The 18,308-nt window shown below is 73.4% G+C and carries 14 protein-coding genes and 3 tRNA genes; 6 read left to right on the top strand and 11 right to left on the bottom strand.

Annotated elements, in window-relative coordinates; all coding sequences use genetic code 11:
- Positions 1 to 96: 96 nt before the first annotated feature.
- Complete coding sequence (locus ABZ354_RS03540) at positions 97 to 1,545, bottom strand: FGGY family carbohydrate kinase (RefSeq protein ID WP_358652504.1); 1,449 nt, start codon at positions 1,543 to 1,545, stop codon at positions 97 to 99.
- A gap of 58 nt (positions 1,546 to 1,603) precedes the next feature.
- Positions 1,604 to 1,909, bottom strand: a complete 306-nt coding sequence (locus ABZ354_RS03545) for a YtxH domain-containing protein (RefSeq protein ID WP_358652506.1) — start codon at positions 1,907 to 1,909, stop codon at positions 1,604 to 1,606.
- Positions 1,910 to 2,068: 159 nt separating this feature from the next.
- Here ABZ354_RS03545 and ABZ354_RS03550 point away from each other — a divergent pair.
- The 4 genes from ABZ354_RS03550 (at position 2,069) to ABZ354_RS03565 (ending at position 3,749) form a co-directional block, all read left to right on the top strand.
- Positions 2,069 to 2,141, top strand: a tRNA-Asn gene (locus ABZ354_RS03550).
- A 5-nt stretch (positions 2,142 to 2,146) separates the two neighbouring features.
- Positions 2,147 to 2,219 (top strand) — tRNA-Asn (locus ABZ354_RS03555).
- Positions 2,220 to 2,419: 200 nt separating this feature from the next.
- Positions 2,420 to 2,496, top strand: a tRNA-Ile gene (locus ABZ354_RS03560).
- A gap of 263 nt (positions 2,497 to 2,759) precedes the next feature.
- Complete coding sequence (locus ABZ354_RS03565; protein ID WP_358652508.1) at positions 2,760 to 3,749, top strand: Gfo/Idh/MocA family oxidoreductase; 990 nt, start codon at positions 2,760 to 2,762, stop codon at positions 3,747 to 3,749.
- Positions 3,750 to 3,911: 162 nt separating this feature from the next.
- Here the strand turns inward: ABZ354_RS03565 and ABZ354_RS03570 are convergent, their stop codons facing one another.
- The 4 genes from ABZ354_RS03570 to ABZ354_RS03585 all read right to left on the bottom strand — a co-directional run bounded on the left by ABZ354_RS03570 (position 3,912) and on the right by ABZ354_RS03585 (position 8,811).
- Positions 3,912 to 5,342: a GH1 family beta-glucosidase gene (locus ABZ354_RS03570; RefSeq protein ID WP_358652510.1), complete on the bottom strand. Its 1,431-nt coding sequence runs from the start codon at positions 5,340 to 5,342 to the stop codon at positions 3,912 to 3,914.
- Between the two features lie 61 nt (positions 5,343 to 5,403).
- Positions 5,404 to 6,330, bottom strand: coding sequence for a carbohydrate ABC transporter permease (locus tag ABZ354_RS03575; RefSeq protein ID WP_358652512.1), 927 nt, complete (start codon positions 6,328 to 6,330; stop codon positions 5,404 to 5,406).
- Positions 6,331 to 6,343: 13 nt separating this feature from the next.
- Positions 6,344 to 7,366, bottom strand: a complete 1,023-nt coding sequence (locus ABZ354_RS03580; protein ID WP_358652514.1) for a sugar ABC transporter permease — start codon at positions 7,364 to 7,366, stop codon at positions 6,344 to 6,346.
- Positions 7,367 to 7,500: 134 nt separating this feature from the next.
- On the bottom strand, positions 7,501 to 8,811 hold the full coding sequence (locus ABZ354_RS03585) for an ABC transporter substrate-binding protein (protein WP_358652516.1): 1,311 nt from the start codon (positions 8,809 to 8,811) through the stop codon (positions 7,501 to 7,503).
- Between the two features lie 411 nt (positions 8,812 to 9,222).
- Between ABZ354_RS03585 and ABZ354_RS03590 the strand changes: the two genes are divergently transcribed.
- Positions 9,223 to 10,302: a LacI family DNA-binding transcriptional regulator gene (locus ABZ354_RS03590; RefSeq protein ID WP_358652518.1), complete on the top strand. Its 1,080-nt coding sequence runs from the start codon at positions 9,223 to 9,225 to the stop codon at positions 10,300 to 10,302.
- 42 nt (positions 10,303 to 10,344) lie between these two features.
- Here ABZ354_RS03590 and ABZ354_RS03595 read toward each other — a convergent pair whose 3' ends face one another.
- Complete coding sequence (locus ABZ354_RS03595; protein ID WP_358652520.1) at positions 10,345 to 11,088, bottom strand: ANTAR domain-containing protein; 744 nt, start codon at positions 11,086 to 11,088, stop codon at positions 10,345 to 10,347.
- Between the two features lie 465 nt (positions 11,089 to 11,553).
- Between ABZ354_RS03595 and ABZ354_RS03600 the strand changes: the two genes are divergently transcribed.
- Entirely contained in the window at positions 11,554 to 12,528 is a 975-nt protein-coding gene (locus ABZ354_RS03600; protein WP_358652522.1) for an anti-sigma factor RsbA family regulatory protein, read from the top strand.
- Positions 12,529 to 12,579: 51 nt separating this feature from the next.
- Here the strand turns inward: ABZ354_RS03600 and ABZ354_RS03605 are convergent, their stop codons facing one another.
- From ABZ354_RS03605 to ABZ354_RS03620, 4 genes are all read right to left on the bottom strand, one after another.
- Positions 12,580 to 14,133, bottom strand: coding sequence for a GAF domain-containing protein (locus tag ABZ354_RS03605; RefSeq protein WP_358652524.1), 1,554 nt, complete (start codon positions 14,131 to 14,133; stop codon positions 12,580 to 12,582).
- Positions 14,134 to 14,150: 17 nt separating this feature from the next.
- On the bottom strand, positions 14,151 to 15,188 hold the full coding sequence (locus ABZ354_RS03610) for a rod shape-determining protein (protein ID WP_358652526.1): 1,038 nt from the start codon (positions 15,186 to 15,188) through the stop codon (positions 14,151 to 14,153).
- Between the two features lie 141 nt (positions 15,189 to 15,329).
- Positions 15,330 to 16,655, bottom strand: a complete 1,326-nt coding sequence (locus tag ABZ354_RS03615) for a carboxyl transferase domain-containing protein (protein WP_358652528.1) — start codon at positions 16,653 to 16,655, stop codon at positions 15,330 to 15,332.
- Positions 16,648 to 18,129: an acyl-CoA synthetase gene (locus ABZ354_RS03620; protein WP_358652529.1), complete on the bottom strand. Its 1,482-nt coding sequence runs from the start codon at positions 18,127 to 18,129 to the stop codon at positions 16,648 to 16,650. The genes ABZ354_RS03615 and ABZ354_RS03620 overlap by 8 nt, the downstream gene beginning before the upstream one ends.
- Positions 18,130 to 18,308 lie beyond the last annotated feature (179 nt).

An 18,308-nucleotide genomic window follows, 5' to 3' on the forward strand; every position in this document is an offset into this window, starting at 1 on the left:
GTTGCCCCTGGCCCCTATCGTCCGACACTTACCCCGCGTTACCTCAACCGATTAACCCAACCGACGGGTCACTCGCCGTGACGCCACGACGGCCGCCTACCCGAACGCCCCCGGGTGGGTCTGCTCCCGCACCGACACGAACTGCTGGCGCACCGCCTGCCCCACCGCCAGTTCCTCGCCCGGGTCGAGCACCTGCGCGACCGCGCCCTGCCAGGCCGGCGGAGTACGCGGGTCGAGGGTGCCCCGCGAGACACCGAGCGCCCAGGCCGCCTGCCGGGCCGCGCCGACCGCGGCGTAGTCCGCGGGCTGCGGCACCAGCACCTGCGCCCCGAACAACGACGGCGCCGCCGCCTGCACCGCGGGCAGCCCGGCCGCGGCACCCAGCAGGAACACCCGCCGCACCTCCACGCCCCGCCCGCGCAGCACGTCCAGCGCGTCCGCGAGCCCGCACAGCATCCCCTCGAACGCGGCCCGCGCCAGATGCTCCGCCCGCATCGACTCGCGCCGCAGCCCGGTCAGCGTCCCGGCGGTGTGCGGCAGGCTGGGCGTCCGCTCACCCTCCAAGTACGGCAGCAGCACCAGCCCGTGAGCCCCCGGAGTCGACTTCATCGCCAGCTCGGACAGGCTCTCCAGATCCGGCAGCCCGAGCAGCTCGGCCGTCCCGCGCAGGGTCCGTACGGCGTTCAGCGTGGTGACGACCGGCAGGTGCATGCCTGTCGCGTCCGCGAGAGAAGTGATCATCCCGTGCCGGTCGACCAGCGCCTCCGGGTGCACGGCCATGACCGACCCGGACGCCCCGAGCGACACCACGGCATCGCCCAGCCCTATCCCCAGCCCGAGCGCGGCGGCCTGCGTCTCCCCGGTCCCCGCCGAGATCAGCAGCCCCTCCGGCGTCGTACCGGCGGCGTCGGCCGGCCCGATCACCTCCGGCAGCATCACCTGGTGCCCGAGCGCCAGCTCCACGAGGTCCGGCCGGTACGCACCGGTGGCCGCCGACCAGTACCCGGTCCCTGAGGCCCCGCCCCGGTCCGTGGTCCGCCGCGCCGGCCGCCCCAGCAACTGCCACACCAGCCAGTCGTGCGCCTGCAACAGCGCGGCCGTACGCAGGGCGTTGTCCGGTTCGGTACGGGCCAGCCAGCGCAGCTTGGTCACCGCGTGCGGGGACTGCGGCACACAGCCCACCGCCTGCGCCCACGCCTCGCGCCCGCCGAGCGCGTCGGCCAGATCGGCCGCCGCGACCTGCGTCCGCTTGTCCCCGCCGACCATCGACGGCCGCACGGTGTTGCCCTGCGCGTCCAGCGGCACGACCGCGTTGGCCTGCGCGGACACCCCGATGGCCTGGACGCCCTCCAGCAGTCCGCCACCCGCCGCCTCACCGAGCGACAGCAGCCAGGCCTGCGGATCGACGTCACAGGGCCGCCCGCCCTCCGGACTCTCCAGCGGATGCGCGGCGTAGCCCTGCCTGAGCAGGGCCCCCGTGTCCGAATCACAGATCACGATGCGAGTGAAATCGGGCGCACTGTCCAGCCCGGCGACTATCCCCATGTCCGAAAGTCTGCCGTATGCCGGACCGGTTCCGCCGCGCACCCGCACAGGACGCCGCTCAGGTGTCGCTGGTGCCCCAGTCGTCCTCGACCGCGCCGTTCATGCTGCGCTCGCGCAGGGTCCGCACCCGCTGGGCGACGGAGTCCGGCACACGGTCACCGACCTTGTCGCTGACCACGTGGTACGCCTTGCCCGCGAAGTGCTTGCCCTGCTGGGCCGCGGACTCCGCGGTGTTGCGGACGGCGGGGTTCTGCGCGACCTGCCGCGCCGACCTCATGAGCTGTTCGTAGCGCTCGCGCCCGGACCTCGTGCCCAGCACGTATCCCAGAGCGAGTCCGGCGACGAACGTGAGCCGGTAACGCATGGCTGCCACCCTTCTGTTGCGCAGGTCTCCGTACGGCGTAGGTGCCGGGGAGTACCGATTGGCGGAGCACCCCCCTGCTTGCGCTAATGTATGTGTCGCAGCGAGCGCGTGCCTTCTGGCGAATACCCAACCAGGTACGTTCGATGCAGAACGAGGCATTCCTCCGTAGCTCAATTGGCAGAGCAGCCGGCTGTTAACCGGCAGGTTACTGGTTCGAGTCCAGTCGGGGGAGCTCGGTCCTCCGTAGCTCAATTGGCAGAGCAGCCGGCTGTTAACCGGCAGGTTACTGGTTCGAGTCCAGTCGGGGGAGCATGCTGAATGAGGACCCTTCGGGGTCCTTTTTCATGCCCGGTTTCCTGTCCGGTGGAACCGCGCGGGCCCGCCTCGTAGTCCTCATGATCGTGCGCCTCCGGCCGCGCGCGGCCAACCGAGGCCGGTCGAGGCAGGAGATCGTATGAGCGGCTATGCTGCGGCAGACGGCGCGCACACATGTACGCGACACGCCGCTATGGGGCGGTAGCTCAGCCGGTTAGAGCAGCGGACTCATAATCCGTCGGCCGTGGGTTCGAGTCCCACCCGCCCCACCACGCACAGTCAACGCAGGCTCTCTGACCTGCTGAAACGTTTGCTTGCGGGTGTCTCCTGCCCTGCGGCGGCCCCTCACCCCGAGTGCCGGAACCAGCGGCATCAGCCCGCGGGCCGCGCCCGCCGTTTCGTCGCGAGGCGGCCGGTCCCGCCCCTCACCGCCTCGAGCACCCGACCGGATCGCGGACGCCCGGCGCACGGTTGGGAACGTGCCCATACAGTGGGCGGAGCGTGGTTGTGCCGGGACCGGAGCAGGGGAGCAGGCGTGGGCGAACAGGGCGTGCGGTGGGGGATTCTGGCTACCGGGGGGATGGCCGCGGCCTTCACCGAGGATCTGCTGCGCGAGCCGGAGGCGCGCGTCACCGCGGTCGGGTCCCGTTCCGTGGCCGGCGCGCAGCGGTTCGCGGACCGGTTCGGCATCCCGCACGCCCACGGCACCTGGCAGGAGCTGGCCGCCGACCCGGAGGTCGACGTCGTCTACGTCGCCACCCCGCACGCCCACCACCTGGCCGCCGCGACGGCCTGCCTGGAGGCGGGCAAGCCGGTGCTGTGCGAGAAGCCGTTCGCGCTGAGCGGCCGGCAGACCTGCGCCCTGGTGGAACTGGCCCGTAGGCGGCGGCTGTTCCTGATGGAGGCCATGTGGACGTACCTCAATCCGACCGTGCGTCGCGTCGTCGGGCTGGTGGCCGACGACGCGATCGGTGAGGTCCGGTCGGTGCACGCCTCGTTCGGGGGGCGTGTGAGCGTGCCGGCCGAGCACCGGCTCTGGGACCCGGAGGCAGGAGGCGGCGCCCTGCTCGACCTCGGCACCTATCCCGTGTCGTTCGCGCACCTGCTGCTCGGCCCGCCCGGCAGTGTCACGGCCCAGGCGCGGCTGTCCCGGACGGGTGTCGATGCGCAGACCGGCGTTCTGCTCGGGTACGACAGCGGGGCGATGGCCGTGCTGACGTGCTCGTTGCTCGCCGACGACGAGAGGCGCGCGGTGGTGTACGGCACGGCGGGGCGCATCGAGATCCCGGCCGACTTCTACAACCCGTCCGCTTTCGTGCTGCACCGCGACGGGCACGAGCCCCGGACGGTGACCGCCCCGCCGCAGCAGGGCAATGGCTACGGCCACCAGGCCCGCGAGGTGATGCGGTGCCTGCGCGAGGGACTGACCGAGTCGCCGCTCGTGCCGCTGGCGGGGTCCCTCGCGGTGATGGACACCCTGGACGCGGTGCGCGCGGTCGTCGGGGTGCGTTACCCCGGGGAGTGAACGGCGCGTGCGGGAGGGCGCGGTTCCGTCCTCGCGCCTCGCTGGCCCGGAGAAGTGCCGGCGGGACGAGCCCGCCCCGGGCCCCGGACGGGCCGGGGACTCGGGGGCGGGTTCGCGGTGCGGCACCGTGCGGGGCGGGGACGGGGTGCCGCACCGGTCCGGTCAGACGCCGGGCAGGACACCGGTGCGGGCGACCTCGGCGTACCAGCGGGCGCTGGCCTTCGGGATGCGGGTGCCGGTCGGGTAGTCGACGTAGACCGCGCCGAAGCGCTTGCTGTAGCCGTGCGCCCACTCGAAGTTGTCCAGCAGCGACCACAGGAAGTAGCCGCGGACGTCCGCGCCGTCCTGGACGGCCCGGTGGACCGCGGCCAGGTGGCCGCGCACGTAGGCGATGCGCTCGGGGTCGTTGACGTTGCCGTCCGGGTCCGCGTAGTCGGGGTAGGCGGCGCCGTTCTCGGTGATGACCAGCGGCAGGGCGGGGAAGTCGGAGGACAGGCGGCGCAGCAGGTCGTACAGGCCCGACGGGTCGACGGCCCAGCCCATGGCGGTGGTCTCGCCGGGCGGCTGGTGGAAGGCGACCCGGTCGGCGGCGGGCCAGGGGCTGTGGGTGCTCCCGCCGTGGCCGTCCGAGGTGTGGGTGCCGCTGCCGTCGGCCTCGGAGACGACGGTGGGCGAGTAGTAGTTGACGCCGAGGAAGTCCAGTGGCCGGTGGGCGAGTTCCAGGTCGCCGTCGCGGACGAAGGACCAGTCGGTGAGCTGCGCGGTGTCCTTGAGGAGGTCCTCAGGGTAGGCGCCCCGCAGCATCGGGCCGGTGAAGACCCGGTTGGCCAGTGCGTCGATGCGGCGGACCGCGTCGGCGTCGGCCTCGCTGCCGGTGAGCGGCCGTACGTGGTGGATGTTGAGCGTGACCGAGCACCGGGCGTCGGCGGGGATGCGGTCGCGCAGCGCCTGGACGGCCAGGCCGTGGCCCAGGTTGAGGTGGTGGGCGGCGCGCAGGGCGGCGACCGGGTCGGTGCGGCCGGGGGCGTGCACGCCGGAGCCGTAGCCGAGGAAGGCGCTGCACCAGGGCTCGTTGAGGGTCGTCCAGGTCTTCACGCGGTCGCCGAGGGCGTCCGCGGCGAGGGCCGCGTACTCGGCGAACCGCTCGGCGGTGGAGCGCTCCGGCCAGCCGCCGGCGTCCTCCAGGTCCTGCGGCAGGTCCCAGTGATAGAGGGTGGCGACGGGCTGGATGCCCTTGTCGAGGAGTTCGTCGGCGAGACGGCGGTAGAAGTCCAGGCCCTTCTGCAGCGCGGGGCCCCGGCCGGTGGGCTGGATGCGGGGCCAGGCCAGGGAGAAGCGGTAGGCGCCCAGACCGAGGCCGGCCATGAGGGCGACGTCCTCGCGCCAGCGGTGGTAGTGGTCGGTGGCGATGTCACCGGTGTCGCCGTTGCGGACCCGCCCGGGGGTACGGGCGTAGGTGTCCCAGATGGAGGGCGCCCGGCCGTCCTCGGCGGCGGCCCCCTCGATCTGGTACGAGGCGGTCGCCGAGCCCCAGAGGAAACCCTCCGGGAAGGTGAGGGCGGCGGAGGCGTTCTGCTGTGCTGCGGGGACCACGTAGATCCTTTCGGGATGCGGAAGGGGGGAGAGGGAAGGGAGGCGAGCGGAGGGGGTCGGGTCAGCCCTTCACCGCGCCCGCCATGATGCCGCCGACGATCTGTCGGCCGAAGACGATGAACATCGCGAGCAGCGGAAGCGTGCCGAGCAGCGCGCCCGCCATGATCAGGGACTGGTCGCGGACGTAGCCGGCGCTGAGCTGGGTGAGGGCCACCGGGACCGTCGGGTTGGTCATGTCGAGCACGACGAAGGGCCAGAAGAAGTCGTTCCAGGCGTGCACGAACGTGATCATGAACAGGACGGCCATGGCCGGGCGCGCGACCGGCAGCACGATGCTCCAGAAGATGCGCAGCGAGTGTGCGCCGTCCACGCGGCCGGCCTCGACCAGTTCGTCCGGCAGCGCCTCCGACAGGTACTGCCGCATGAAGAAGACGCCGACCGCGCTGACCAGCGTGGGGAAGATGACGGCGGGCAGCTCCTGCGACCAGCCCAGCTCCGACATCATCATGAACAGCGGCACGACGCCCAGCTGCGGCGGCACCATCATCGTGCCGATCACCAGCATGAGCAGGACGTTGCGGCCCTTGAAGCGGAGCTTGGCGAAGGCGAAGCCGGCCAGCGTCGCGAACAGCACCGTGGACAGGGCGATGACCCCGGCCACGATCGTGCTGTTGATCATGGCCTTGCCCATCGCCGCCTCGTCCCAGGCGCGGGCGAGGTTGCCGAACAGGTTCGGGCCGGGCAGGAACGGCGGCGGCGTCTGGCTGACGCGGGTGTTGTCCGTGGAGGCCGCCACCATCGTCCAGTACAGCGGGAGGACCGACACGATCGCCGTGATCGCGAGCAGCACGTAGGCGAGCGGGCCCGCGTGGTGCTGGCGTCCGGCGCGCGGCGCGAACAGCCGGAGACGACCGCGTGCGGCGGGCGGCCCGGGGGAGACGGTCCGGGCCGGGGCGTCCGTCCGGACCGGGAGGCTTTCGGTGGTCATTGCGGACTCCTGGTCAGGACGTGCGGGAGCGGGAGCGGGATCGGAAGCGCGGGCGCCCGGTAGACAGGCGCTTGATCAGGCGCTGGGCCACGAAGCCGGCGACGAGGAGCAGGAACATCGCCCAGGCGACGGTCGCCGAGCGGCCCATCTGGTAGTTCTTCCAGCCCTCCTCGTACAGCAGCAGGCCCAGCGTCTGGTACTGGTTGTCCGCGCCGCCCGTCACGCCGTTGGGGCCCTGCCCGAAGATCAGCGGCTCGCCGAACAGCTGGGTCGCGCCGATCGTGGACAGCACGATGGTGAAGACGATGGTGGAGCGGATGCCCGGCACGGTGACGTGCGTGAACTGCTTCCAGCGGGACGCGCCGTCGATCGCCGCTGCCTCGTACCGGTCGGCGGGGATGGCCTGCATGGCGGCCAGGTAGAGCAGCGCGTTGTAGCCGGTCCAGCGCCAGATGACGATGCTGGAGATCGCCGCCTGGGCCGGCCACTTGTCGGCCTCCCAGTTCACCGGGTCGATGCCGGCCGAGCCCAGCGCCCAGTTGATCATGCCGAAGTCGCGTTCGTAGAGCATGGTGAACACGAGGGCGGCGGCGCCCACCGAGGTGGCGTACGGCACCAGCGAGGCGACACGGAAGAACAGCGAGCCGCGCATCCGGTAGTTGAGCAGGTGTGCCAGACCCAGCGCCATCAGCAGCTGCGGCACGGTCGACAGCACGCCGATCGTGAGGGTGTTGGACAGCGCGTTCCAGAACCGGGAGTCGTCCCACAGCTCGACGTAGTTGTCGAACGCCACCCACTCCATGACGTCGAGGGTGGCCAGTTCCACCCGGTGCAGGGAGATCCAGGACGTGTAGACGAGGGGGTAGAAGCTGAACGCGGCGAACACGACGAAGAACGGCGCGACGAACGCGTACGGCGCGCCCTTGACGTCCAGCCGGTGCAGCAGCGCGCCGCGCCTCCGGCCGGCGCCTCCGGGCCGCCGGGACGGGCGTTCACGTCCCGCGCCGGCCCGGGCCTTGGTGGTGGAGGTGGCCACCGGACTTCCTTCCGTAGAGCAGATCAGCAGATCAGCGAATGCGGGAGAGCAGGTGCCTTCGAGGGCCGGTGCCCGAGCCGGGCCGGCGGGCCCGCCGGTGATGCGGGCGGGCCCGCCGGCCAGGGGGGCCAGGGTCAGCCGACGGCCTTCTCGATGCGCTCGGCGGTGGTCTTCCACGCCTCGTCGCGCGAGGCGCCCTGCTGCTCGATCAGCGTCAGGCCCTGGGAGAAGGTGTCCTTGATCGTGCCGTCCTTGCGGCCGAGGACCTGCTTGTCCGGTATCTCCTGCGCGGCCGCGCCGAAGATCTTGCCGATCGGGGCGCCGTTGAAGTACTCGGAGGTGACGTTCTTGACGTCGGGGCTCTCCAGCGCCTCCTGCGAGGACGGGACGCTGCCCTGCTTCTGGAAGATGTGGGCCTGCTGCTCCGGCGCGGTCAGCCACGCGACGAGCTTCTTCGCCTCTTCCTTCACCGGGCTGTTCTCGACGACGCCGAGGAAGGAGCCGCCCCAGTTGGCGCCCTTGGGGGCCTTGGCGACGTCCCACCTGCCCTTGTTCTTCTCGCCGGCCTTCTCCCCGATGTGGCCGAGCATCCACGCCGGGCAGACGGCGGTGGCGAACGTGCCGTTGGCCAGTCCCGGGTCCCAGCCCGGCTGGAACTGGCGGAGCCTGGCGCTCAGTCCGTCCTCGGCGGCGTCGGCGGCGAGGTTCCAGGCCTCCTTGACGGCCGGGTTCCTGTCGTAGATCAGGTCGCCCTTCTCGTTGTAGTACTGCTCGGGGTAGCCGTAGACCATCGCGTTGAACAGGCCGCTGGCGGCGTCCATGTAGGCGACGTCGCCGCCCGTGAAGTCCTTCTTGAAGGTGCGTCCGACCTCGACGTACTTCTTCCAGTCGCCCTCCCACAGCTCGGCGACCTCGTCGCGGTCGGTGGGCAGGCCCGCCTTCTCGAAGTAGTCCTTGCGGTAGCAGACGGCCATCGGGCCGATGTCGGTGCCGAGGCCCAGCACCTTGCCGTCCTCGGTGGTGATCTGGGACTGCTTCCAGGGCAGGAAGTGGCCGGTGCCCGCCACGTCGGAGAAGTCCGTGAACTTCGCGGCCCGGGTGTCGACGATCTCCTTGGCCCGCCCGATCTCGATGCCCTGGATGTCCTTCAGGCCCTTGCCCGCGGCGAGCCGGGTCTGCAGGGCGGTGTAGTAGGTCTGCTCGTCGCCGGCGACCTCGGCCCTGATCTCGACGCCGGGGTTCTCCTTCTCGTACTGCTCGAGCAGGCCCGTCTCCTTGAAGCCCATCACCCCGTACATGCCCATGGTGATGACGACCTTGCCGTCCTTCCTGCCGCCGCCCGTCGCCGAGTCGTCGCCGCTGCCGCAGCCGACGACCAGGCTGAGCGCGCCGACGGCGGCGACAGCGGCCACCGCCTTCGTGCGCATCGATCTGTACGTGCCCATGGGTCTCCTCCTGGCGTACGCGCTGACACATCGGAGTCGGCGGCTCGGAGTACGACTCGGCGGCCGACGCGGCCGGCCGACGCGGAGGCCGGCCGATGCCGACCGGGGGCGACTCGGAGTGACGAGTTCTGCGATGACAGCGGCTCTGACGGGATGGGAACGTGCCCAACGGTGAATGGGCACGTTCCCAACGCGTTGGAAGACTCGTGGGTGGTGGGCGCTTCTGTCAATGACTTGAACGCAAAAGGCCCGCGAGGATCGGTATCGGCGGGTACTTCACACCCCGCCGGCGGCCGGCCGGCGGGGTCCCCGGGGCGTGCCTCGTACCCGGAGTCCGTCTGTCAGAATTGCCGCTGGTCACGTCCGTGACCGACGCCGTCGCGGACCGGGCCCAGCCCGGCGGAGGAGCGCATGACCGGGAATCGCCGTCCCACGATCAAAACGGTCGCCGCCCGTGCCGGGGTGGGCCGGACGACGGTGTCCCGTGTCGTCAACGGCTCGGACCTGGTCAGCGCCGACGCGCGCGCCAGGGTCCTCGCCGCGATCAAGGAACTCAACTACGTCCCGAACTCGGTCGCCCGCGGCCTGGTCACCAACCGCACCAACGCGGTGGCCCTGGTGATCCCCGAGTCGGAGAGCCGGCTCGGCTCCGAGCCGTTCTTCGCCGCGCTGATCAGGGGGGTCGGCGGCGCCCTGGCCGAGACCCGCACCCAGCTGCAACTCATGCTCGTCCGGGACCAGTCCGAGCGCGACCAGCTGACCGAGTCGGTGGCGACCCGCCGCGTGGACGGCGTGCTGCTGGTCTCCGTGCACGCCGACGACCGGCTGCCCGGAATCCTGGAGGAGATGGGCCTGCCCACGGTTCTGGCCGGCCGCCGCGACGAGCGGGAACGGCTGAGCTATGTCGACTCCGACAACGTCGGCGGCGCCACCGAGGCCGTACGGCATCTGCTGGGCAGCGGGCGCACCCGCGTCGCCACCATCACCGGCCCGCTCGACATGGACGTCGGCCGCAGCCGCCTCGCCGGCTGGCGCGCGGCACACGAGGAGGCCGGCCTGCCCGCGCCGGAACTCCTGGTGGAGAACGGCGACTTCACCGAGGAGGGCGGCGGCCGGGCAGTGCGTTCGCTTCTTGAACGCGCACCGGATCTGGACGCCGTGTTCGCCGCGTCCGACCTCATGGCGGTCGGCGCGCTGGCCGAACTGCGCCGCCTGGGACGCCGGGTGCCCGGCGACGTGGCCGTCGTCGGGTTCGAGGACTCCGTCCTGGCCCGCCACACCAACCCTCCGCTGACGACGGTCCGCCAGCCCGTGGAGGAGCTGGGGCGGACGATGGCGCGGATTCTGCTGGCCGAGATCGCGGGGGCCGAGGCGGCGGGGGCCGCCGAGGGCGTGGGGGCGGGCGCCGGAGGGCCCGCGGTCTCCGGGGGCGGTGGGGAGCGGGAGCAGGTGACCCTGCCTACGGAGCTGGTGGTCCGGGAGTCGTCCTGACGCCCGTGGTGCTTGCGTGACCTCTCGCGGTGGGGTTCGGGGTCAGTGGTGGCTGAGGGCCGTGCGCAGGGCGCGGCGCAGGTGCGGGGGGAGCGGCGGCCCGTCCGGCTTGGCGCTCGACATCAGGGCCGCGGCGACCGTCCGCAGCTTGGTGTTGGACAGCTGGGACGTCTCCCGCAGGATGTGCCAGGCCTCGTCCGGCGTGCAGGTGTGCGTGGCCATGAGGATGCCGCGCGCCTGGTCGATCACGGGGCGCGACGCGATCGCCTGACGAAGCTGGTCCACCTCTTCCTGGAGCAGGTGCAGCTGCTCGGCGCGTTCCCGGGCCACGGCGGACGTGGCGGACACGGCGGACGTGGCGGACACGGCGGACGTGGCGGACCGGGGTTCGGGTTCAGGGGTGGCCCGGGGCGCGGGTTCCGGGGCGTGGGCGGGTTCGCCGCGCAGCGGGTCGGTGGTGTCCAGTCCGGCGAGTTCCAGGATGCGGCGCGGCTGGCCCTGCCAGTTGGAGGTGCTCACCGTGGTGCCGTACCGCTGCCGGTGGTCGCTGAGCGCGTCCAGGAACTGCACCCCGGCCGTGTCCATGAAGGCCACGCCGCTCATGTCCACGTCGATTTGGCGGACGGTGTCCGGCAGGGCGGCCAGCCACCCCGCGAGGGTCTCCGCGCACCCGTGGACCAGCTCGCCCCGCGGAGCGAGTGTCGCCCTGCCGTCCGGTTCCAGGCGGCAGTCGATCGCCGGTGTGTTAAGCCGCTGTGCGAGGGATGAAGGTGCCACAGAGGTCATGTCACCGCCTTGTCGTACTGTCGAACAGCTCTCGAAATGTCCTTCCGGGGCCGCAGTGGTGTGGCCCCCGTCCCCGGTGGTGGCGCGTGATCCGGCCTGCCACAGGGGGCGTCGGCATTCGCCTGCCCGCCGAAAGGAGCACTACACCCGGAGACGGGGAATGAGCTGCCCCCGGTCGGGTACGCGCGGTCCAACCCGGAAGCAGCGAGTGCCAGGCTGTACGGAGGAGCGAGGGCGGAGGAAGGAAGCCGGTGTTCCGGGGGCCTGTCTGACGGTGATCGAGGTGTCGGTGTCATGAGCGCTGTGACCAACCCCAGCGACCCCAGGGGGACTCTGGGGCCGCGTGGCCCCGGGGGAGCGGGACCGGAAACGGGATCGGGAAAGGGGCCGGGGCGGGGAGCGGTGGAGTGTCCAGAAGCCTCTGCGCCGGCGTCTTGTGGCCCGGCGTCCGCGCAGGAGTCTCCCGTGGCGCTTCCCGGGGCTGCCCCGCCGACCGCTCCGGGTGCGTTCGTCCATCCCGCGCTGTTCTACCGGGACGAGCGGGAGTACGTCGCCGCCACGGTCGCCTTCGTACGCGGAGGGCTTGACGCCGGGGAACCGGTGGCGGTGGCCGTGCCCGGCGAGAACCTGCGGCTCGTCCGGGACGCCCTCGGGGACCGCGGCCGGGCGGTGCGGTTCCTGGACATGCGCGAGGCGGGCCGCAACCCGGGCCGGATCATCCCCGGCGTCCTGCGCCCCTTCGCCGACACGGCGCCGCCGGGCCGCCGGGTGCGGATCGTCGGCGAGCCGATCTGGGCCGGCCGCTCCGCCACCGAGTACCCCGCCTGCGTCCAGCACGAAGCCCTGATCAACGCCGCCTTCCGGGACCGCGCGGTGACCATCCTGTGCCCCTACGACGTCCGCCGCCTCGACGCGCGTGTCCTCGCCGACGCCCGCGTCACCCACCCCACCGTCATCCCCGCCGGCACCGGCCGGGAACAGCCCAGCGCCTCCTACGACCCCGACGGCGTCGTCGCACGCTGGAACCTGCCGCTGCCTCGTCCGCCGAGCGCCCCGACGCTGACGTACGCCTTCGACGCGGTCACCCTCACCCGGGCCCGGCACGTCGCCGTCGGCGAGGGCGGGCGGCTCGGGCTCGCGGGAATGCGGCTGGAGGACGTGGCGATCGTCGTGGCCGAGCTGACCACCAACAGCGTCGTACACGGCGGGGGTTCCGGGGTGCTGCGGATGTGGGAGGAGGCGGACTCCGTGGTGTGCGAGGTCCGCGACCGGGGACGGATCCCCGACCCGCTGGCCGGCAGGGTCCCCACCCCCCGTGACCAGCGCGGCGGCCGGGGCCTGCTGCTGGTCAACCTGGTCTCCGACCTGGTGCGTATCCACACGGAGGACGGGGGCACCACGATCCGGTGCTGGTTCGGTCGCCGAGGTGAGCCGGGCTGAGTCGAGGGGCCCGGGCGAGCTGAGCGGGGTGGGCCGGGGCGGGGCGGGCCCTCACAGCGGCCACTGCCGCGACACGGTGGTCCCCGCCGTGCCCCTGGTCCCCCTGGTCCCCGCCGTGCCCCTGGTGTCCGTGGTCGCCGCCGTGCCCGTGGTGCCGCTGGTCTCAGGGGCCTCCGTGGTCTCCGGGGTGCCGGTCGGCCCGGATCCGGTCGTCTCCGTTCCGTCGTCGTGCACCGTCAGGCGCACCGCGTCGCGGCCGTCGGGGAGTGTGGTCGTCGCGTCGACGGTGATCTCGACGCGGGTGACGTCGCGGCGGCGGGACGCGTCGGCCAGGACCTGGCGCAGGGCGGTCAGCAGTCGGGTCGCGGTCTCGTCCGGTACGCGGTGGTCGACGGGGCCCGTGAAGCGCGTGGAGGGCGGGAAGCCCAGCAGGGCCGTCGCGTTCGCCGTCTCCCGCAGCACCCGGCCGCGCAGCGAGGTGGGCGCCTCGGCCGGTGGCTGCTGGAGCGCGAAGATCGCCGTACGGACCTCCTGGACCGTCGACCGCAACTCGTCCACCGCCCGGCCGAGGGCGTCGTGGACGTCGCCCGGCGGGCTGCGGCGCTGCGTGGACTCCAGGATCATGCCGGTGGCGAACAGCCGCTGCACCACGAGATCGTGCAGGTCGCGGGCGATGCGGTCGCGGTCCTCGTAGACGGCGAGACGCTGTCTGCCGCGGCGGGCGTCGGCGAGGACCAGGGCGAGAGCCGCCTGCGAGGCGAACTGCGAGGCCAGGTGCCGTTCCACTGCCGTATAGCGGCGGGCGCCGCGTGCGCGGGACAGGGCGAGGGTGCCGATCAGGCGCCCGCCGGCCTGCAAGGGCAGCATCATGCTCGGCCCGAACAGGCTGCGCGCCCGGGTCGTGGCGCGCGGGTCGGTCGCCGCGTCGTCCGTGAACACCGGCTCGCCGCCCAGGAGTTGTTCGAGGACCGCGGCGTCGGGGGCGATGGTCGTCCCCACGACGTCGTCGGGGCCCGCCGGCATGGACGCGGTCACGATCCTCATGCCGCCCTCGGCGGTGGGCTGCAGGATGAGGCCCGCGGCGGCGTCGGCGAGGACGCGGGCGCGGTCCGCGACGGTCGCCAGCGCGTCGTCGGCCTCGCCGGACAGCAGCGCGGTGGTGACGGCGGCGGCGCCCTCCACCCAGCGTTCCCGGTTGCGTGCCGCCTCGTACAGGCGGGCGTTGCCGATGGCGACGCCCGCCTGCGAGGCGAGCAGCCGCACCAGGTGTTCGTCCTCGTCGGTGAACGGGCCGCCCCCACGCCTGCCGGCCAGCCGCAGCTCGCCGAACTGCTCGTCGCGCACCCGCACGGGGACGTGGAGCCGGACCGGCGGGCCCGGTGGGGGCGGTCCGCCGGCCGCCGCGCCGGAGGGTTCGTCGGACGGGTTCGCCGTGCGGATGTCGTCGAGGCCGTCGCGGTGCGGGTCCCGGGGGACGAGTGCGGCCCGGCGGGCGCCGGTCAGCTCGGCGGCGGCCTCCACGATGTGCCGCAGGGTGCTGCGCAGTTCGAGGTCGGTTCCGGTGCCGAGGACGGCACCGAGGAGGGGCGGCGGTTCGTCGGCCATGCCGCGGTCGGCGGCGTTCAGCTGGACAGCGGGTCGAGGACCAGCGGTTCGATCCTGCCCTCCAGCATGGCGCCCAGGCCCTGCACGGCGCACACGTCCGGCCGTTCCGCGATGTGCACCGGCATGCCCGTCGCCTCCCGCAGCATGGTGTCCAGGCCGGGCAGCAGCGCGCTGCCGCCCACCATCATGATCCCGCGGTCCGCGAGGTCGGCGACGAGGTCGGGCGGGCAGTCCCGCAGCACCTTGCCGATGCCGTCGAGGACCGCGGTCAGGGGAGTCTGGACGGCGTCCCGTACCGCGGCGGTGTCCACCTGCACGGAACGCGCGAGACCCGTGGCGACGTCCCGGCCGTGGATCTCCGTGGAGGCCGGCCCGTTCTCGGTGAGCCCGTTGCCGGCCAGGGTGAGCTGCAGCGGGCGTACGGACTCGCTCGGCAGGAGCAGCTCGTGCCGCTGGCGCAGGTGCTGGACGATCGCGTGGTCCACCGCCTCACCGCCGACCGGGATGCGCTGGGCGGTCACGATGGAGTTCAGGGACAGCACGGCGACCTGCGTGGAGGCGGCCCCGCACACCATGATCATGGTGGCCTCGGGCCGTTCCACGGGCAGCCCGCAGCCGACGGCGGCGGCGATGAGCGTGTCGACCAGCTCGACGCGGCGCGCCCCGAGACCGACGAGCGTCTCGATCGCGGCGCGCCGGGCGAGCGGATCGGCGTCGTGCGGGGTGCAGGCGGCGGCCCGCAGGCGGGGCTTGCGGCGCAGGGCGCGGCGCAGCTTGTCGCCGATCAGGTGCCGCAGCATGCGCTGCGCCATCTCGATGTCGACGACCGTGCCGCCGGAGACGGGGCGGACGACGCGGATGTAGCCGGGGGTGCGGCCCGTCATCCGCTCCGCGAACTCGCCGACCGCGATGAGAGCGCCGGTGCGGGTGTTCACGGCGGCGGCGGACGGCTGGTCCACGACGAGCCCGGCACCCTTGACGTACACCCGCGTCCGGGCCGCGCCGAGGTCGACGGCGAAGTGGCAGCGGCGCAACTGCTCCAGGCTGGCGGTCATGGCGGTTTCCTCCCGAGGGCACAGACCGTGGGCCCCCGGGCGGGGGGCCTCCCTTGCATCGTCGGGCGATGCGGGCGGGGGCGCCTCGCGGGGGCGGCCGCGCGGGGGTCCGCCGAATGGGGGATTTCCGGGGCGGAGGCGTCACGGGCGGCGGCGGACCAGACCCAGTTCCTCCAAGTCCTGTGGCCGGACGCGGAGTTGGTCCGCGGTCGTGGGGGCGTCCTCGGGCGGGCGCTTGAGGATCGCCGTCGCCAGTTCCGGGGCGATGACCGAGAAGTAGCTGTCCGGGGTGGCCCACGTGTCGCCGGGTGCGGCCAGGGCCAGCGCGCCGCCCGAGCCGCCCTCGCCGATCACCAGCGTGGTGATCGGGGTGCGCGCGGCGGCCACCGCGCCGAACACGTCCGCGACGGCGGGGCCCACGCCCTGCCGTTCCGCCGCCGGGTCGTTGGCGGCACCCGGCGTGTCCACCAGCGTCAGCACCGGGATGCCGAGCCGGCCGGCGAGCCGGATCAGGCGGGCGGCGGTGCGGTAGCCGGCCGGGCGGGTCGCCGTCCCGGTCTGCGCGGCGTACGCGACCGTACGGCCCCCGTGCTCGCCGAAGCCGCACAGCATCCCGTCGGGATCGGTGCCGCCGCAGCGGTCGCCGCTGATCGCGACGCGGTGCGTGAAGTAGGCGTCCAGGTAGGCCCGCGCGCGGGGGCGGTGCGGGGCCCGGGCCCGCCGGACCGCGTCCCAGCCGGTGGCCGGCAGGTCCGTCGCGCCCAGCGCACGGGGCGGCGGCGCCGGTTCGTCCGACCGCGACGTCAGCAGCCGTAGCCACAGCGCCAGCGTCTCCCGCAGGTCCTCCGGGGCCACGACCGCGTCCGCCGAGCCCGCCGCGACCTGCGCCTGGGCCGTGTACGCCGCCGGGTCCGCGCCCGGCGGGCGGACCCGTGAGCCCGCGAAGCCGACCTGGGCACCGGGCAGCGCGAGGGTCACGTCGGCGCCCGCGCCCAGTGTGGCCCAGCCGCCCCCGGTCGTCGGGTCCCGCACCACCGCGACCTGCGCCAGGCCGGCCTCCCTGGTCAGCGCGGACTGGCGGGCCGCGCGCTGGAGCTGGGTCAGCGCGAACATGCCCTCCTGCATACGGCTGCCGCCGGTCGCGACCAGCGACACCACCGGCAGCCGGTGCTGACGCGCGTGCGTGTACGCCGCCTCCAGCCGGTCGCCGGTGCGCCGGCCGAGTGAACCGCCGAGGAAGCCGAACTCGAACGCGATCAGCACGGCCCGGGTGGCGCCGACGCGGCCGGTGCCGCACACCACCGACTCCTGCTCGCCGGTCCGTTCCGCGGCGCGGGCGCGGGCGGCGTCGTAGCCCGGCCAGCCGAGCGGGCCGCCGGGCTCCGACTCCCCTGCCGGGTGGGCCAGTTCGGTGAAGTCGTCGGTGACGAGGGCGAGTGTGGCGCGGGCGGAGGGGCGCTCAGTCACCGGCGAGTGCCCGCTTCATGATCTTCCCCATGTCGTTGCGGGGCAGCGCGTCCAGGTGGTGCAGGACGCGGGGACGCTTGTGCGGCGCGAGCCGACGGGCCACGTGCCCGGCCAGCTCCGCCAGGTCCGGCGGGGACTGCGGGTCGGCCGGTACGACCCAGGCGACGACGCGCTCGCCGAGGTCCGGGTCGGGCTCCCCGGTGACGGCCGCCTCCCGCACGCCCGGATGCTCCAGCAGCGCGTTCTCGATCTCCCCAGCGCCGATCTTGTAGCCGCCGCTCTTGATCAGGTCGGTGGCCCGGCGGCCGACGATGCGGACGTAGCCGTCGGGGTAGCGCACCGCCACGTCGCCCGTGCGGAACCAGCCGTCCGCCGTGAACGCCGCAGCCGTCGCGTCCGGCCGGTTCAGGTACTCCGTGAACAGGTTCGGGCCGCGCACCTGGATCTCGCCGACACTCACGCCGTCGTACTCCGTGATCTCCGTGCCGTCCTCCTCCACGAGCCGCAGCCCGACGCCCGGCAGCGGCACGCCGACCGTGCCGGCCCGGGGCTCGCCGTCCGCGCGGACGCTGGTGTTCATCAGCGTCTCCGTCATGCCGTACCGCTCCAGGACGCGACGGCCCGTCGCCGCCGTGATCCGCTCGTGGTCGTGCACGGGCAGCGCCGCCGAACCGGACACCAGCAACCGCGCCCGGCTCAGGGCCTTGGCCAGCTCCGGGTCGTCCGGCAGGGCCTCCGCGATCCGGTGGTACATCGTCGGCACCCCGAACAGCATCGTCGCGCCGGACCCGAGCTCCTCGGTGACCCCGGCGGTGCTGAACCGGCCGAGGTGCCGCACCGAGCCGCCGCGCCGCAGCGGCCCGAGGACGCCCAGCACCAGCCCGTGCACATGGAACAGCGGCAGCCCGTGCACCAGCACGTCGTCCCCGGTCCACTGCCAGGCGTCGGCGAGCGCGTCCAGGGTGGTCGCGACGGCCCGGCGCGGGATGACGGCGCCCTTCGGCGGGCCGGTCGTACCGGAGGTGTAGACGACGAGCGCGGGATCGTCGTCACCCGCGGGGTCCCCGGGTGCGGCCACCCTCCCCTCTTCCCGTGCGCCCGCCTGTACGTCGACGTCGACGCGCTCCAGGCCGTGCAGCGCGGCGGGCAGGTCGTCGCCCGGGGCGGCCAGGACCAGCGACGGGGCGCTGTCGGACAGGATGTGCCCGAGTTCCTTCTCGCCCGACTTCGGGTTGAGCGGCACGGCGGGCACCCCGGCGAGCAGCGCCGCGAGCACGGCGACACCGGTCTCCATCACGGGCGTCGCCCAGACCGCGACCCGCCCGGCACCGCCGGCCCGCCCGGCCCTGCTGATCCGGTCGGCGAGCGCGCCGGCGGCGGCGGCGAGCTCCCCGTACGTCAGGGACCGTTCCCCGAACCGCAGGGCGGGCCGGTCGGGCGGGCCGTCGGTCAGGGCCGGGAAGAGAGTGGACACGCGTCGGACTCCTTTGCTGCGGGGCGGCCGGCTGTCGTGCGCGGGGTGCGAGGTGCGGGGCTTCGTCGTCCGAGACGTACCCGGCACCGGGCTCGACCATAGATGAGGCGATCGGGAGATAAGGAGAGCAGGCGGGGCGGGCAGGCGAGCGGGGCGGACGGGGTGAGCGGGCCCGGGGT

Source organism: Streptomyces sp. NPDC005925, assembly GCF_040638805.1.
Classification (GTDB): domain Bacteria; phylum Actinomycetota; class Actinomycetes; order Streptomycetales; family Streptomycetaceae; genus Streptomyces.

Bases quoted from the DNA above. Each gene is read 5' to 3' on its own strand.
- ABZ354_RS03540 (WP_358652504.1), bottom strand. From the start codon at position 1,545: ATGGGGATAGTCGCCGGGCTGGACAGTGCGCCCGATTTCACTCGCATC.
- ABZ354_RS03545 (WP_358652506.1), bottom strand. From the start codon at position 1,909: ATGCGTTACCGGCTCACGTTCGTCGCCGGACTCGCTCTGGGATACGTG.
- ABZ354_RS03575 (WP_358652512.1), bottom strand. From the start codon at position 6,330: ATGACCACCGAAAGCCTCCCGGTCCGGACGGACGCCCCGGCCCGGACC.
- ABZ354_RS03585 (WP_358652516.1), bottom strand. From the start codon at position 8,811: ATGGGCACGTACAGATCGATGCGCACGAAGGCGGTGGCCGCTGTCGCC.
- ABZ354_RS03590 (WP_358652518.1), top strand. From the start codon at position 9,223: ATGACCGGGAATCGCCGTCCCACGATCAAAACGGTCGCCGCCCGTGCC.
- ABZ354_RS03595 (WP_358652520.1), bottom strand. From the start codon at position 11,088: ATGACCTCTGTGGCACCTTCATCCCTCGCACAGCGGCTTAACACACCG.
- ABZ354_RS03605 (WP_358652524.1), bottom strand. From the start codon at position 14,133: ATGGCCGACGAACCGCCGCCCCTCCTCGGTGCCGTCCTCGGCACCGGA.
- ABZ354_RS03610 (WP_358652526.1), bottom strand. From the start codon at position 15,188: ATGACCGCCAGCCTGGAGCAGTTGCGCCGCTGCCACTTCGCCGTCGAC.